The sequence below is a fragment of the Luteibacter sp. HA06 genome (genome assembly GCF_054061215.1).
The window spans coordinates 1,898,618-1,914,397 of record NZ_JBSSDZ010000001.1; the positions used below are offsets into that span (position 1 = coordinate 1,898,618).

Annotated in this window: 15 protein-coding genes; 11 read left to right on the top strand and 4 right to left on the bottom strand. The window is 65.0% G+C overall.

Annotated elements, in window-relative coordinates; all coding sequences use genetic code 11:
- Positions 1-62: 62 nt before the first annotated feature.
- A complete protein-coding gene (locus tag ACVWWJ_RS08725; RefSeq protein WP_456967428.1) occupies positions 63-773 on the top strand; it encodes an SDR family NAD(P)-dependent oxidoreductase in 711 nt (236 codons plus the stop codon).
- A 1-nt stretch (position 774) separates the two neighbouring features.
- Positions 775-1,437 carry a DsbA family oxidoreductase gene (locus ACVWWJ_RS08730; protein ID WP_456967429.1) on the top strand — a complete coding sequence of 221 codons (663 nt, stop codon included), beginning with the start codon at positions 775-777 and terminating at the stop codon, positions 1,435-1,437.
- Between the two features lie 15 nt (positions 1,438-1,452).
- On the opposite strand, the gene ACVWWJ_RS08735 is transcribed toward ACVWWJ_RS08730, so the two are convergent.
- Positions 1,453-2,373 carry a LysR substrate-binding domain-containing protein gene (locus tag ACVWWJ_RS08735; protein WP_456967430.1) on the bottom strand — a complete coding sequence of 307 codons (921 nt, stop codon included), beginning with the start codon at positions 2,371-2,373 and terminating at the stop codon, positions 1,453-1,455.
- Positions 2,374-2,460: 87 nt separating this feature from the next.
- Here ACVWWJ_RS08735 and ACVWWJ_RS08740 point away from each other — a divergent pair, with 87 nt between their 5' ends.
- The gene (locus ACVWWJ_RS08740; protein WP_456967431.1) at positions 2,461-4,053 is read left to right on the top strand and encodes a Na+/H+ antiporter; all 1,593 of its coding nucleotides are present in this window, start codon (positions 2,461-2,463) and stop codon (positions 4,051-4,053) included.
- A gap of 9 nt (positions 4,054-4,062) precedes the next feature.
- Here ACVWWJ_RS08740 and ACVWWJ_RS08745 read toward each other — a convergent pair whose 3' ends face one another.
- On the bottom strand, positions 4,063-5,142 hold the full coding sequence (locus tag ACVWWJ_RS08745; RefSeq protein ID WP_456967432.1) for an NAD(P)-dependent alcohol dehydrogenase: 1,080 nt from the start codon (positions 5,140-5,142) through the stop codon (positions 4,063-4,065).
- A 259-nt stretch (positions 5,143-5,401) separates the two neighbouring features.
- On the opposite strand from ACVWWJ_RS08745, the gene ACVWWJ_RS08750 reads away from it, so the two are divergent.
- The 6 genes from ACVWWJ_RS08750 (at position 5,402) to ACVWWJ_RS08775 (ending at position 11,684) form a co-directional block, all read left to right on the top strand.
- Positions 5,402-6,514, top strand: a complete 1,113-nt coding sequence (locus ACVWWJ_RS08750; RefSeq protein ID WP_456967433.1) for an alkene reductase — start codon at positions 5,402-5,404, stop codon at positions 6,512-6,514.
- 64 nt (positions 6,515-6,578) lie between these two features.
- On the top strand, positions 6,579-7,475 hold the full coding sequence (locus tag ACVWWJ_RS08755) for a LysR family transcriptional regulator (RefSeq protein ID WP_456967434.1): 897 nt from the start codon (positions 6,579-6,581) through the stop codon (positions 7,473-7,475).
- Positions 7,476-7,585: 110 nt separating this feature from the next.
- Positions 7,586-8,443, top strand: a complete 858-nt coding sequence (locus tag ACVWWJ_RS08760) for a helix-turn-helix domain-containing protein (protein WP_456967435.1) — start codon at positions 7,586-7,588, stop codon at positions 8,441-8,443.
- 79 nt (positions 8,444-8,522) lie between these two features.
- Positions 8,523-9,623 carry an alkene reductase gene (locus ACVWWJ_RS08765; RefSeq protein WP_456967436.1) on the top strand — a complete coding sequence of 367 codons (1,101 nt, stop codon included), beginning with the start codon at positions 8,523-8,525 and terminating at the stop codon, positions 9,621-9,623.
- A 112-nt stretch (positions 9,624-9,735) separates the two neighbouring features.
- A complete protein-coding gene (locus ACVWWJ_RS08770; protein WP_456967438.1) occupies positions 9,736-10,851 on the top strand; it encodes a Gfo/Idh/MocA family protein in 1,116 nt (371 codons plus the stop codon).
- Positions 10,852-10,925: 74 nt separating this feature from the next.
- The gene (locus ACVWWJ_RS08775; protein ID WP_456967439.1) at positions 10,926-11,684 is read left to right on the top strand and encodes an alpha/beta fold hydrolase; all 759 of its coding nucleotides are present in this window, start codon (positions 10,926-10,928) and stop codon (positions 11,682-11,684) included.
- A gap of 129 nt (positions 11,685-11,813) precedes the next feature.
- Here the strand turns inward: ACVWWJ_RS08775 and ACVWWJ_RS08780 are convergent, their stop codons facing one another.
- Positions 11,814-12,740 carry a helix-turn-helix domain-containing protein gene (locus ACVWWJ_RS08780; protein WP_159891114.1) on the bottom strand — a complete coding sequence of 309 codons (927 nt, stop codon included), beginning with the start codon at positions 12,738-12,740 and terminating at the stop codon, positions 11,814-11,816.
- 1 nt (position 12,741) lies between these two features.
- Positions 12,742-13,614: a helix-turn-helix domain-containing protein gene (locus ACVWWJ_RS08785; protein WP_456967440.1), complete on the bottom strand. Its 873-nt coding sequence runs from the start codon at positions 13,612-13,614 to the stop codon at positions 12,742-12,744.
- Between the two features lie 211 nt (positions 13,615-13,825).
- Between ACVWWJ_RS08785 and ACVWWJ_RS08790 the strand changes: the two genes are divergently transcribed.
- Positions 13,826-14,458 (top strand): response regulator, encoded by a 633-nt coding sequence (locus tag ACVWWJ_RS08790; protein ID WP_456967441.1) that lies wholly within the window; start codon positions 13,826-13,828, stop codon positions 14,456-14,458.
- A gap of 121 nt (positions 14,459-14,579) precedes the next feature.
- Entirely contained in the window at positions 14,580-15,692 is a 1,113-nt protein-coding gene (locus tag ACVWWJ_RS08795) for an NADH:flavin oxidoreductase/NADH oxidase (protein WP_456967442.1), read from the top strand.
- Positions 15,693-15,780 lie beyond the last annotated feature (88 nt).

A 15,780-nucleotide genomic window follows, 5' to 3' on the forward strand; every position in this document is an offset into this window, starting at 1 on the left:
GGTGCGATCTCCAACATAGGTCCATCGGCTCAATCGTGAGCCGTATCCTTCAGGAGATCGACATGAGCAATGAACAGAAAGTCGCCATCATCACCGGTGGTTCGCAGGGTATTGGCGAAGGCCTGGTCAAGGCGTATCGCGCTAAGGGTTTTCGCGTCGTCGCGACGTCGCGCTCCATCGTCCAGGGCAGCGACCCGGACGTGCTGGCCGTGGCCGGTGACATCGGTGAGGCAGCGACCGCCGAGCGGGTGGTGCGCGAAGCGCTGGCAAAGTTCGGTCGTATCGACACCCTGGTCAACAACGCCGGCATCTTCATCGCAAAGCCGTTCACCGACTACACCCCGGAGGATTTCTCCGCGATGATCTCGACCAACCTCGCCGGCTTCTTCCACATCACCCAGCGTGCCATCGCGCAGATGGAAAAGCAGGGTAGTGGTCATGTGGTCAGCATCACCACGACCTTCGTCAACCAGGCGATTGCCGGTGTGCCGACCGCACTGGCCAACCTGACCAAGGGTGGCCTCACTTCGGTCACGAAGGAGCTTGCCGTGGAATACGGTGAAAAGGGCATCCGGGTGAACGCCGTCTCCCCCGGCTTCATCAAGACCCCGATCCACTCGCCGGAGACCTTCGCGACGCTGGCCGCCTTCAACCCGATGAAGCGCATCGGCGAGATCAGTGATATCACCGACGCCGTGCTGTACCTGGAAGGTGCGAGCTTCGCCACGGGTGAAGTGCTGTACGTCGACGGTGGCCAGAACGCAGGCCGCTGAGATGACCACGCAAACCACCAAGGTCCTCAAGCTTCAGGTCGTCGCGGACATGATCTGCCCCTGGTGTTTCATCGGCAAGCGAAGCCTCGACAAGGCCATTGCCACGCTGGCAGGGCAGGGCATCGACGTCGAGCTGGAATGGATTCCGTTCGAGTTGAATCCCAACCTGCCGCCGGAGGGGCTGGACCGACGCACGTTCCGAAGTGTCCGCTTCGGCAGTTGGCAGAACGCCCAGGCGATGGACGCGCGAGCCGTGGCGGCGGGTCGGCCGCTCGGCGCCGTGTTCAACTACGACCAACAGACGCGCACGTCGCATACGTTGGCTGCGCATGCGTTGCTCCGCCTGGCGTGGAACGAAGGTGGATCGGCCCTGCAGACGCGTCTGGCCGAAGCCGTGTTCTCGGCGTACTTCACCGAGGGCCAGGACATCAGCGATCACGGCGTTCTGGAGACGCTGGCAGCGAGCGTGGGTATGGCCCCGGGGGCGGTCACGCGTTCGACGCCGTTGCAAGGCGACGTGCGTCAGCGCGAGGCGAGCGTGCAGAAAGCGGGTATCACCAGCGTGCCCAGCTACTTCATGGACGATAAGCCGTTCTTTACGGGATCGCAGGATCCGCAAGGTTACGTGCGCCTGCTTACCGAAGCGGCCAACGCGCAACGCTGAAGGAGCCGGGCGGCGTCAGTCGCCGCCCAGTGCCTCTGCCTGGGCCATCAGGCGAGCGAACTCCGCGCGCAGCAGCGGGACGGCGAAGTCGACGAAGCTGCGCACTTTGGGCACCGCGAGACGCCCATTCGGTGTGACGAGGTGCACGGGCAACCCGGCCGACTCGGCGTGGCGCAGGACAAGGCGAAGCGAGCCGTCCTGGACGTGGTCGGCGACGTGATAGGTGTAGAGGCGCGTCACGCCGTGGTTTGCCACGGCGGAGGCCATCGCCGCGCGCACGCTGTTCACGACCAGTCGTGGCTTGAAACGGATCGAACGTGGCACGGAACTGCCCGGTGCCGGCGGAAATACCCAGGTATCGTGACCGAAGTGGGTCGTGGTGATGATCCGTTGCTGGAGCAGGTCGCCCGGCTCACGGATGGCCGGTCGCGCAGCGAGATAGGTTGGCGACGCCACCACTACGCGCTTGACGTCCCCACCCACGCGCGTGGCAATCATGGACGAATCCTGCAGATCACCCACGCGCAAGGCGACATCGATGCCTTCATCGACCAGGTTGGCATGGCGGTCGAGCAACCTGAAATCGATCGACACGTCCGGATACGCTTCGAGATACGCGTCGATCACGGGCCGGAGAATGTCTTCGCCGCTGACCGGCGGTGCCGTGATGGTGAGGGTGCCTCGCGGTGATGCCCGCTCGCCGGCCACGCTGAGGTCGGCTTCGTCCAGCTCGGCCAGCACGCGACGGCAGGCGGCCGCATAGCGCTCTCCCGCTTCGCTCAGGCGGATCGATCGCGTCGTCCGGTGCAGGAGCTCCGCACCCACGTGATTTTCGAGGAAGGCGATGGCGCGGCTCACCGCCGCGGGCGATCGCGAAAGTCGCCGGCCGGCAGCGGCGAGGCTACCTTCATCCAGCGCGGCGACGAACACTTTCATGGCTTCGATTCGGTCCATCCGCAAAGGATAGTCCTCCTCGTCTATGCTTGTGACGGTGCGGGTCGTCCCGCTTCCGGAGGGGCCACCATGTCGTCGACAGAAACGTTCAAGTTCGTACTCATCCTTCTTGTCGCGATCCTGGCGCTCGAGTTGATCGCCCGCCGATTCCGCCTGCCTTCCGCGGCGGCGCTGCTCGCGGGTGGCATCGGTATCGCCTTCCTGCCCGGCATACCCCCGGTGACCTTCGATCCGGAGCTCGTGTTGATCGTGTTCCTGCCGCCGCTGCTGCAGGACGGCGCGTACTACACGGTCTGGTCGGATTTCCGTAAATACCTCGGCGGTATCCTGTGGCTGGCCATCGGCGCCGTGGTCTTCACGACGCTGGTCGTCGGTGCCACGGTGCACTGGATCGTTCCTTCACTGCCCTGGGCCGCGTGTTTCGCCCTGGGTGCGGTGGTGTCCCCGCCGGATGCCGTCGCGGCGAAGGCCGTGCTGGGCAAGGTGCGTCTGCCACGGCGGCTGATGGTGCTGCTCGAGGGCGAAAGCCTGCTCAACGACGCCACAGGCCTGGTGCTGTTCCGTTTCGCGGTGGCCGCCGCGCTCACCGGCGTGTTCAGTGCCCATGAGGCCGCGCTCAGCTTCCTTGGCCTCGCGGCCGGTGGCATTGCCGTGGGTGCCGTGGTCGGTGTGATCGCGGTCCAGGTCGTGCGCCGCATCAGCCATGTGTACCTGGCGATCACCGCGGCGTGTCTCTCGCCCTGGGCGGCGTACATCGGCGGCGAGAGCCTGCATGTCTCGGGTGTCCTGTCGGTCGTGACCACGGGCATCCTCCTGGGCTGGTACCAGCACGACATCTTCTCGGCCAACGTGCGCATGCGTGCCACCGCCTTCTGGGCGGTCATGATCTTCCTGCTCGAAGCCCTGGTGTTCATCCTGATCGGGTTCTCGCTGCGCGGTGTCGTCGAGCGGCTGGGTGGTATCGGCAGCGCGCTGGATGCCCTCGGTGTGCCGATTCTCGCCGTGCTAGCTGCCGTGATCCTCTCGCGCTTCGTGTGGGTCTATGCCACCGACTACCTGCGCACGCCGCTCGCGCGAATCATTGGAAAAAAGGTCTCTCCGGCGTCGCCGTCGGCATCATTCCTGATCAGCTGGGCGGGAATGCGTGGCGTCGTGACGCTGGCCATTGCGCTGTCGCTGCCTGAGCAGATGCCCGGGCGCGACCTGACGCTGGCGGCAGCGTTCGCCGTGATCCTCGTGACGGTGGTGGTGCAGGGCGGGACGATCGCTCCGGTGATTCGCTGGCTGAAGCTGGACAGTGCCGTGCACGTCGACACCGGCCATCTCAACGAAGGCCAGGCCAACAGGCTCATCGATATCGCGCAGCTGGAGGCGGTCAAGGCGCGCGCATACGACAGCAACGGGAAGCTGCTCCATCCCCGGCTGCTCGAGCAGTACACCTATCGTGTGACCATCGCCGAGCGCTTCGCGCTCGCGCCGCAAGACTTCACCGGCGGCCGCGAGGCGCACTACGACACGATTCTCGCGGCGCTCGCGGCAGGCCGCGTGGAGCTGCTACGGTTGCACCGTTCCGGGCAGATCCACGACGAACTGCTGCACTACTTCGAGCGCGACCTGGACATGCAGGAGATCTCTGCCGAGAACGACCGGCAGAGCCCCTGAGCGAGCTGGTTACGCTGCGTTCCTGATCGACGCCATGTCGATGACGAAGCGGTACTTCACGTCCGCCTTTACCATCCGCGCGAAGGCCGTCTCGATGTCCTGCAGCCGGATCATCTCGATATCGGCGACGATGCCATGCTGTGCGCAGAAGTCGAGCATCTCCTGGGTCTCCTTCGTGCCGCCGACCAGCGAGCCAGTGAGCGAACGACGGCCACCGATCAGGTTGGCGACGGAAGGCGAGGGATGGGGCTCGGCGGGAATGCCGACCAGCACGTGGGCACCGTCCAGTGAAAGCAGGGATGTATAGGTGTCCAGGTCGTGCGCAACGGCCACCGAGTTGAGGACCAGGTCGAGGGTGCCGGCGTGCGCAGCCATGGCGGCCGCATCGCGTGAATTGACGACTTCGTGGGCACCAAGGGCGAGAGCGTCGGCGCGCTTGGATTCCGAGGTGGTGAACGCGACTACGTGCGCACCGAGCGCGCGTGCGAGCTTGATTCCCATGTGGCCGAGACCACCGATACCGACGACGCCGACCTTTCTGCCCGGGCCAGCGGCCCAATGGCGTAGTGGCGACCACATCGTGACGCCGGCGCAGAGCAGGGGAGCCACGGCAGCGAGCTGTTCCTCACTGTGGGTGATGCGGAACACGAAGTCCTGCTTCACGACGATCGCCTCGGAGTAGCCGCCCTGGGTGGTCATGCCGTCGATGCGGTCGGGACTGTTGTACGTCCATGTGGCACCGTTGAGGCAGTAAGACTCCTGACCCAGGCGGCAGTTCACGCACTGGCCGCAGCTGTCGACCATGGTGCCGACGCCGACCAGGTCACCGGGGGCGAAGCGGGAAACACCCGCGCCGACGGAGACGACGCGGCCGACGATCTCGTGACCGGGCACCAGCGGATAGTCCGTGCCGTTGGGGTAGATGAGGCCATCCCATTCGCCACGGGCGGTATGAAGGTCTGAGTGACACACGCCGCTGAAAAGTATCTCGATGTGTACGTCGTCGGCGCGCGGGTCACGGCGTTCGAACGTGTACGAGGCCATCGGTGCGGTCGGGGAGAAAGCGGCGTAGCCGCGTGCAGGAGTCATGCGGGTTTCCTTGGGATGAATACGGCGGGGTGCCGACTTCGGCAAAGAGTGGGGATGCCCGTCGCGCTGGGTAGCTGGCGCCTGGTCCGATCTCTGCGGCCACTCACGTCCGCTATGGCCGGGACGGCTCGGGATTGCGGAATCCACGGCCGCACTGTCTGGAGCCGCCCCGATCTACTGGCCACGAAGGAGAGGGCCCAACTTGTTGCCAAGCGCGGAGGCTTCCGCGATCTCTCCTTCCCACTACCGGCCGACTGCCATGACCCGCAAACTGCTTGAACCCATCTCCATTGGCCCCTTCCGCCTCGACCATCGCGTGGTCATGGCCCCGCTGACCCGCATGCGCTCCGAGCAGCCGGGCGACGTCCCGGGCGACCTGATGGTCGACTATTACCGCCAGCGCGCTTCAAAGGGCGGCTATATCGTGTCCGAAGCGACCGTGGTCGCGCCGAACGGTGGCGGCTACCTGGGTTCGCCGGGTATCTATGGCGATGAGCAGATCCCGGGTTGGAAGCGCGTCACGGACGCCGTGCATGCCAAGGGCGGCGTGATCTTCCTGCAGCTGTTCCATGCCGGACGCCAGTCGCACTTCGACATGCAGCCCGATGGCGGTGCACCGGTCGCGCCGTCCGAAGTGGCCTACGAAGGCGTGGCTTACACCGCCAACGGCTGGGTGCCGAGCTCGCCGCATCGCGCGCTGAGCGAAGCCGAGGTTCTCGACATGGTCGAGCAGTTCCGGCTGGCGGCGGTGCGCGGCAAGCAGGCTGGCTTCGATGGCGTCGAGATCCACGGTGCCAATGGCTACCTGGTCGACCAGTTCCTGCAGGATGGCTCGAACAAGCGCAACGACCGCTTCGGTGGCAGCATCGAGAATCGTGCCCGGTTCCTGCTCGACATCACCCAGGCCGCTATTTCGGTGTGGGGCAGTGACCGCGTAGCGGTTCGCCTTGGCCCGAGCGGCAGCTTCGGCGACATGAAGGACTCCAACCCGGAGGCGCTCTTCACCTACGTCGCGGCTGAGCTGGACAAGCTCAACCTCGCTTACCTGCACCTGATCGAACCGCGTGTGCTCGGCAATGCGGAAGATGAGTCCAAGGACCAGAACCCGGTCGCCTCGCGCCTGCTGCGCAAGTTCTTCCACGGCCCGTTGATCGCTGCGGGTGGCTTCACGCCGGCATCGGCCGAGGCGATCCTCGCCGAGGGCAGTGCCGACCTCGTCGCGTTCGGTCGCTACTTCATCTCCAATCCGGACCTGCCGGCACGCATCATCGAAGGCGCTCCGCTGGCCGACTATGACCGCGACACGTTCTATGGCGGTACCGCTGCCGGCTATACCGATTATCCGGCGCACGCCGAGGCAGCGATCGCCTGAGATTGCCTTGAACGGGCGGAAGGCCGCACGATGTGACCTTCCCACCCCGGATGAGGCGCCCGCCTTGGACAGCCTGAGTTCCCTAGCCACCTTCGTCCATGCTGCGGAAACCCGCAGCTTCACGCAGGCCGGCCGTATCCTCGGGCTGTCTTCGTCGGCTATCGGCAAGACGATTGCCCGCCTCGAGGCGCACCTGGGCGTGCGCCTGTTCCATCGCAGTACGCGAAGTATCTCGCTGACGCCGGAAGGCGACATGTTGCTGGAAAGTTGCCGGCGGATTCTCCAGGAAATCGGCGATGTTGAGCGCGAGCTGGCCGGTAACCGTGCCTCGCCGCGAGGCAGGTTACGCGTGAGCCTGCCGATCCTCGGTGGCCTGTTCGCGCCGATCCTGGCGGGGTTCATGGCGAAATACCCCGAGATCGAACTCGATCTCGACTACAGCGATCGCCTCGTCGATATCGTCAACGAAGGTTTCGACGTCGCCATCCGTACCGGTGAGGGCGTCGATTCACGCCTGATGTCGCGACGACTTGGCCTGTATCACCTGGTGCTTGTCGCATCGCCCGGCTATCTCAAGCGTGCCGGCACGCCGAAAGTCCCGGCCGACCTCGCCAGCCACGCTTGCCTCCACCATCGGTTCCCGACTACCGGCAAACTGGAGCGCTGGCCGTTCCGGCATGACGACAAGGGTCCCGACGTGTCGCTTCCCGTTGCAGCTGCCGCCAGTACGCTTGCTCCGTTGCTTGAAATGGCCGAGGCCGACTGTGGCATCACCTGCGTACCCGATTTCACGGTCGAACCCGGCGTGAAGGCGGGACGGCTCGTTCGCGTGCTCGACGACTTCCTCGACCATGAAAACGTATTCCGCGCCGTGTGGCCTTCGAGCCGCAATATCGCGCCGCGCCTGCGCGCCTTCCTCGACTATTTCGGCGCGAACCTGTTTCCCGAACAGAAAAGCTGAAGCCAGGCCATTGCATCCTGGCGGGCCGGACAGTCCGGAACGCCAACCGGCTGTCAGCATGACCGATCGTCACTAAGATCGATCCCTGACGCTTGCAGAGGGCCTGCGCGATGACGCATGGCACAGTTCGCGAGCGCGTGTCATCTGTCACACCTGCCGGACGCACGCTCGCAATCACCGAATGGCGTCGGGATACCGGCTTTCCTTTCACCACGAGTCCGTGTGCGCCGGAGCGCGCATGGCTGGTGAGCGTGTATCTGTCAGACGTGGACGACCACAGGTTGTGGCTCGATGACGACCTCGTCAGTTCGGCGCCGCTGCGCCGTGGCGAATGCAGTCTCATCGACCTTGCCCGAGCACCCGTGAGCGCGTTTGGATCGCCGTTTCACATTGCCCAGTTCCACGTACCGGACGACGCGGTGGGAGAGGCGCGCAACGGGAAGGGGTTTCCCCTGGCGGCACCGTGTACGACAACGGACGATCCGGTCCTGTTCCAGCTGGCGACGTTGCTGGTATCGGATATCGACGCCGCCAGGAAACAGCCCGCCTTCACGCAGTGTGTCCTGCTCGCCGTTACCGAACATCTGGCGCTTCGCTATGGGGGTGGGCGCGCAGAGCCGCGATTCGTAGGCGGTCTTGCGCCGTGGCAGCTGAAGAAAGCGCGGGCCCTGTTGGCAGATGCGGTCGCCGAAGGTATCTCCGTGGAGGATCTCGCCGATGCATGTTGTCTGTCCAAGGGTGCGTTTCTACGGGGTTTCAGGCGCAGCACCGGCACAACACCCCGCCAGTGGCTGCTCGACCGGCGCGTGGATCGTGCACGCACGTTGCTGCGTAATACCCGCTTGTCGCTGGTAGAGATTGCCAGCGTCGCCGGCTTTTGCGACCAGGCGCACTTCTCGAGGGTGTTCTCTTCGCGCGTGGGGGTCAGTCCGGGTGCCTGGCGGCGTGTGGTTGGCACGAAACGATAAAGGCCTGACAGCATCCACAAGCAAGTTGCCGGGCGACGCAACACAGTGCGCGGGTCGAATCCCTCTGCACGGAGCACCCATGAACGACCCTCTCTTCAGGCCGATCGTTCTGGGTGCGCTTTCGCTGCCGCACCGGATCATCATGCCGGCGCTGACGCGCATGCGTGCGATGGGCGATGGCGTGCCCGGGCCGTTAGCCGCCGAGTACTACGGCCAGCGCGCCGGCGCGGCGATGATCATCACCGAGGCGACGGCGATCAGCGTGCAAGGTCACGGTTACCCGGCGATGCCCGGTATGTACTCGCAGGATCAGGTGAGCGGCTGGCGCGCGGTCACCCAGGCGGTCCACGAACGCGGCGGGCGTATTGCCCTGCAGATCGTGCATCATGGTCGGTGGTCGCATTCCCGCTACAACCCGGATGGCTCCCTGCCGGTTGCACCCTCGGCTGTCACGCCGCCGGGCATGGCCTTCGGCCCTGACTTCAGCACGCTTCCGTATGAAACGCCGCGCGCGCTGGCCGTTGAAGAGATCGCGCACATCGTCGGGAGCTTCCGCAAGGCCGCGCGTTTGGCCATGGACGCCGGCTTCGACGCTGTGGAAGTGCACGGCGCGAACGGCTTCCTCATCGACCAGTTCCTGCAGGATGGCTCGAATCTTCGCACCGATGACTACGGTGGGTCGGTCGAGCGGCGATCGCGTTTTCTCTTCGAGGTACTCGATGGTGTCGCAGGCGACATCGGCGCGGACCGTGTCGGTCTTCGCCTGTCACCGCACGGCAGCCTGGGCGGGCTGAGCGACAGTGACACCGAGCTTCATTTCCGTCATGTGATTCGTGCCCTCAACGGCCGCGGGCTGGCGTGGCTGCATCTGGTCGAACCTCGCGCCTCGGCCATCGGTCTGGGTGACGATGCGAGTATCGACCGTGCAAACAACGCGGCGATGTTCCGTGAAGACTTCGCCGGCCCGTTGATAACGGCGGGCGGCTACGGTATCGACACCGGAGCCTGGGCGGTGTCGTCGGGACTCGCGGACGTCGTCGCGTTCGGGCGCATGTTCATTGCCAATCCCGATCTTGTCGAGCGGATCCGCCGCGGTACGCCGCTCAACGCTTTCGATCGGGCGACGGCGTACGGTGGCGGGGCGGCGGGCTATACGGATTACCCCTTCCTCAAAGAGTGACCGTTATCCGCCGATGCACGCCGTGGCGGACGAAGTGTGCGGAACCGTCAGCCCCTTATGCGAGTGGTTCCCGGCCGCATTAAGGCGCCATCCCCTTCACGAGGTTCTTTTCATGAACACGCCCCCCATTCGCGTCGGCCTGGTCGGCTTCGGCAACTGGGCCAAGCATGGCCACGTCAGGGTGCTCGACCTGTTGCCCGGGTATGAGTTGTCCGCTCTTTACAGCCAGCGCGCCTCGGCCGCCGCTGAAGGCGCCCAGCAGTACGGGTTTCGTCACGTCGTGGACTCGCTCGACGCGTTGGTGAACCACTCCGAGGTCGATCTCGTCGTGGTGTTGACGACAGCACCGCAGCACGAAGAGGCGGTGCGTGCCGCCATCGCCGCGGGCAAGGACGTGTACTGCGAGTGGCCGCTGACGCTCAACGCATCCCTGGCGCGCGAGCTCGAAGCCGCGGCTCGCGAGAAGGGCGTGCGTCATATCGTGGGCTTGCAACGTCGCACGGCGCCGCATACACGCTATCTGCGCGACCTCGTCGGCCAGGGATTCGTCGGCAAGCTGCGCTCGGTGCGGATGCACGTAAGCATGAATTACTTCCAGGCACTACGTGGACAGTCGCTGCGCTGGACGGTCCCGCCGGAGAATTTCTCCAGCGTCGTGGCCATCTATGCGGGTCATTTCGTCGACATGCTGCTCGCCGCCGTCGGTTGGCCGACCACGATTTCGGCGCTGCTGGTCAATCAGTTCGACAAGGTGACGATCCGCGAGACGGGCGAGGTCATCCCCACCACGACACCGGACCAGCTGGTGCTCAATGGCGTGCTTCCTGGTGGCGCTGTGCTCTCGGTGCATGTGGAGGGTGGAAAGCGAAACGGCTCGGGTGTTCAGATCGACATCACGGGTGATGCGGGCGACCTGCGCATCATCAACAGCTCGGCCTTCGGTGGTGTGGGCGACGATTACGAGATCACCGGGGTCCATGGCGACAACCAGCCGCTTGCTGCCATGCCGGTTCCGGCAGCCTACGACTCGCTGCCCTCGTCGGGTCTTCCGTCTGCCGTACTCGAACTGGCACACCTGTACGCAGCTTATGCGCACGATGTCGCTACCGGCGAACACACAGCGCCTGATTTCAACGACGCCATTCGCATGCACGACCTCGTCGAGGCCGCCGAGCGCTCGATGCGTGACGGCGTGCACGTGGCGCTATCGGCGGCGCGCGCCTTTTAGCCAATCCGGCGCACGTGACGCAAGTCCGTGCGCCGGACGGCTGGGAGGATGCTCTTTTCAGGAGAAGTGACACGATGAAGAGCAAAATCGCGCTAGCCCTGGCCCTGGCCATGATCCTCGGCTCCGCTTCCGCCAACGCGGCGCCGGCAGGACACATCAAGGACATCGTGCTCGTGCACGGTGCGTTCGCTGATGGTTCCGGCTGGCAGCCCGTGGCAAAGATTCTTCTTGCGAAGGGCTATAACGTGTCGATCGTGCAGGAGCCGGAAACCTCGTTCGCGGACGACGTCAAGGCGACCACGCGCGTAATCGATATGCAGGAAGGCCCAGTGGTGCTGGTCGGCCACAGCTACGGCGGCGCGATCATCACCGAAGCTGGTAATGACGCGAAGGTCGCCGCGCTGGTGTATGTAGCCGCCCTGCAGCCGGATACCGGCGAAGTGCCGGGTGCGTTGCTGCAGAAGACGCCCGCGGCGGGCAAGGGCATCAAGCCGACCGCTGATGGTTTCCTTTATATCGATCCGACGGTGTTCGCTGCCGATTTCGCTGGCGACCTGCCCAAGGCGCAGGCCGACTTCATGGCGCGCTCGCAGGTGTTCGTCTCCGCGGCTGCCCTGGGTCAGCCGATCACGCAGGCCGCCTGGAAGACCAAGCCGAGCTTCGCCATCGTCGCCACCGAAGATCGCTCGATCAATCCGGACCTCGAACGCTTCATGACCAAGCGCGCGAACAGCAAGACGTCGGAGATCAAGGCATCGCATGCGGTGTACATCTCGCACCCGATGGAAGTGGCCGCATTGATCGAAGCAGCGGCGAAGACACCCGCGAAGTAAGGAGTGTAGGAGCCGACAAGTAAGTATGTGGGAGCCGATTCATCGGCGATGGATCCGCGGCAGCCTGGCTATCGCCGATGAATCGGCTCCCACACACAGCTATCGCCGATGAATCGGCTCCTGCATTTTCTAGCCTTCAAACCCGAAGGGCGTGCGGCGGCCCATGTCGCTGCGCCATGCGCCGGGCGCGCGGCCCGTACTTGCCGCGAAAATGCGGTTGAAGTGGCTTTGTCCGGCGAAGCCGCAACGAAGGGCCACCTCTGCCAGACTCAGCTGGTTGAGCAGCAGGAGTTTCTTCGCGCGCTCCACGCGGCGAAGCAGCAGGTAGCGATAAGGCGGCATGCCGAAGGTGTGCCGAAACGCCCGTGTGAAATGTTTGGGTGACAGACGCGATTCGCTCGCGAGGTCCGTTACCGAAAGCTTGCCGTCCAGGCGTGCTTCAACTAGCTCGCTGGAACGATGAACCTGCCACGGCGCGAGACCGCCCCCGGCTGTCCATGCTTCCGACGGCGAGCGGTTTCCGTAGGCGGAAACGAGACGTGAGTGCACCGCCATCACGACCTGGTCCAAAAAGAGGCTGTTCACCTCGTCGCAGTGATCGAGTGCCGTGGAGAGGGCGCCGGCCAGGTGTAGCAGCACCTTGTCTTGCGTGCCCAGTTCCACGCGCCTGAGTCGCGCGGGGGGAGCCTGTCCGTTGATCAGGCATAGATGTTCCAGGGTGGATTGTTCGAGACCGAAGCGGATGAAGTTGAACGGGCGGTGGAACGTGCCCGCCGGATTGCCGTCGAGATTGAGCAGGAGCATGCCGCCGCGCGGGATGCGGTCGTGGTGCACCTTCCTCCCGTTAAGCGACAGGGAGATGTCGTGGACATCTTCCATGATCATGTGAATGGCGTACCCATCCGTCGCCGGCACGGGCGCCGTCGTGCCATGGTCGTCATGCTCACAGCGGAGCCGCGTGATCGGCAGGGTTGCGACACCCGACACCGACGAAACGAGGGTAGGAGCGTCGTCCAGCCGGAACCGTTTCGTAAGCAGGCTGGCGGCGCCGGCCATGTCAGGCCCCCTCGGGCTGCGCGCTGCGGCGCCATTGTGCGGGCGGAGCCCCATAGGCGGCACAGAACTGGCGGGTGAGGTGGCTCTGGTCGGCGAAGCCGCAGACGAGGGCGATCTCGGTAACCGACTTGTCGGTGGTGAGCAGCTCTTCGCGGGCACGTTCCAGGCGGTATTGCAGCAGCCAGCGATGGGGCGTCGTACCTGTGCTGTGCTTGAATGCACGGCGGAACTGCGCCGGTGTGAGGCCACACGCATTGGCCAGCGAGTCGATGCGTATCGTTCCGTCCATCGCCTTGCAGACCGACGACTCGGTCGCACGCAGCTGCCAGCCTGCCAACGGCGAACCGTTCTTCGGTATGCGGCCCTGGCCCTGCAGGTAGCTGCCGATGTAGTGCTGCACGATGGCACCGACGACGAATCGCGGCACCATGGGATTGAAGCCCTCGGTGCTCTCGTCAGCAAGGGCGGCGGCGACCAGCTCGTAAAGCGTGCGATCCACCCGACCGGGAAAATGCCTGTCCGTGGCGACGTGGTCCCACAAAGGGGACATCGGCAGGCCGAGCGCGGCGGGCGGGAGATTGGCGATCACGCAATCCACCTCACCGCGGATCCACAGGATCGAGGGAGCTTCGAGCGCAACGACCCGCGTGGCCATGGCGGGTTTCCCCTCATCCACACCGTGTCGCTCACCCGGGAAGGTGAGGTGCCTTGCACCGCTCATCACGGCGATCAGGACGAGGCCGGGCGCCAGCGCAACATGCGCCTGGTAACCCGGCGTGCGCGTGCTGTCGATGGCCGTAAGCGATGCACCGCAGCCGGTGCTCACCGAGCGAAGAGCGGGGTCGTGAGGTTGGCGGCGTTGAGGCGAAGTCATGGGATCTTCCGTATTTCAACGCCACTGTAGCCACCTGCCTTGTCGGCCTCACGTCGGAATACGCGACGAAAATGCATAATTTGTGCGCGACAACCATTGCGCGCGCAGATGTCGGCAATGAGGTTACTTTTCAGAAAAACCATCAGGTTCGGTCAAGCCATGGCCAGGCGCCTCGCGTACGTTCCGCTGCGGGAAGCCTATACTCGCGCCCATGCCGGAAAACGATCCGATTATTCGTGTTCTTGTCGTCGACGATCACCCGCTGATGCGCAGCGGCATCGTCGCCGTGGTCGACCGCGAGTCCGATATGACCGTTGTCGGCGAGGTGGGCGACGGCGAGAGCGCCCTGGCGCGTTATGACGCGCTGCGCCCGGACGTTACCCTGATGGACCTGCAGATGCCCGGCATGGGTGGGGTGGAAACCATTGCGCGGCTGCGGAAGCGGCATGCCGATGCAGCTATCGTCGTGCTCACTACCTACAAGGGCGACGTGCAGGCCCTGAAGGCCATCCGCGCCGGCGCGGGTGGTTATCTTCTGAAGAGCGCCGTGCGCACGGAACTGGTCGACACCATTCGCAGCGTGCGCGGCGGTCGTCCCTACATCCTGCCGGAAGTCGCGGCGGACATCGCGGCACACCTCATCGATGAAACCCTGACCGAACGGGAAACCGCGGTACTCGCTTGCGTGGCCGGCGGCAATTCCAATCGCGCAGTGGCCCAGGAACTCGGTGTCACCGAGGACACGATCAAGGCGCACATGAGCAACGTCCTGGCGAAGCTGAAGGCCCAGGACCGGACCCATGCGGTCACGATCGCTGTGCGTCGCGGCATCATCGAGCCCTGACGCACGTCGATTTGTAGCAGCGTGACCCCATTTTTCTACAAGGCGCGCGAAGTCAGACAAGTGCGTCTCCCCGGCCCATGAAACGATGACGCAGGCATCGGACAGCCCCAGGGATCCCGCGATGAGTGCGCTTTTTAACCCGCTATCCCTGCGTGGCCTGACTCTGGCCAATCGCATCGTGGTCTCACCGATGTGCCAGTACGTGGCACGTGACGGGCGCGCCGACGCATGGCATCTCGTGCACCTCGGAGGTCTGGCGCAGTCGGGCGCCGGCTTGCTGATCATCGAAAGCACGGCGGTGGAAGCCATCGGGCGAATCACGCCGGGTGATCTTGGCCTGTGGGACGACGCGACGGAATCTGCCCTGCATGCCGTACTCGCCGCCGTGCGCAATGTGTCGTCGATGCCCATCGCCTTGCAACTGGCGCATGCCGGCCGTAAGGCATCCAGCGACGTACCGTGGCAAGGCGGCGGGCAGCTGCAAGCCGGCCACGGTGGTTGGGCGGCATGCGCACCTTCGGCGGTGCCCCAGCGGCCCGACGAAGTACCGCCCGTCGCGCTGGACCGCGAAGGTTTGCGACGCGTGCGTGACGCCTTCGCCATGGCAGCGAGGCGTGCTGCCCGGCTTGGCCTGGACGCGCTCGAAATCCATGGTGGTCACGGCTACCTGTTCCATCAGTTTCTTTCTCCGCTGGCCAATTATCGCGAGGACGAATACGGCGGCAGCCTCGAGAACCGCATGCGCTTTCCGTTGGAGATCGTCGACGCCGTACGCGCCGCGTTCCCGGATAACCGTCCGGTAGGCGTGAAGTTATCGGTGACGGATTGGGTGCCCGGAGGCTGGGACACTGCGCAGAGCGTCGCGCTGACCACCGCGCTGGTCGAGCACGGCATGGACTGGGTTACCGCATCGTCCGGCGGCGTGTCACCCAGGCAAGCCATTCCCGTCGCACCCGGTTACCAGGTGCCCATGGCGGCCACGCTGCGCCAGGTACCCGGTGCACGGATCATGGCAGTGGGCTTGATCACCGAACCGTCGCAAGCCGAGGACATCGTCGCGGCGGGCAGCGCGGACATGGTCGCGCTGGCGCGCGCCATGCTGTACGACCCGCGATGGGGCTGGCACGCCGCCGCCGCACTCGGTGGCACCGTGAGCGCCGCGCCCTCGTACTGGCGAGCGCTGCCACACGGGGTGGCAGGCGTGTTCGGTCAAACCTTGCAAGGCGCGAGATAGATCGCGCATCCCCCGTCCGTGGGGGGCGGAAGGACCTCGGGCAGGGCATGCGGCAGGCAGAGGGGCAGCCTAGGATGACGTAGGGGCG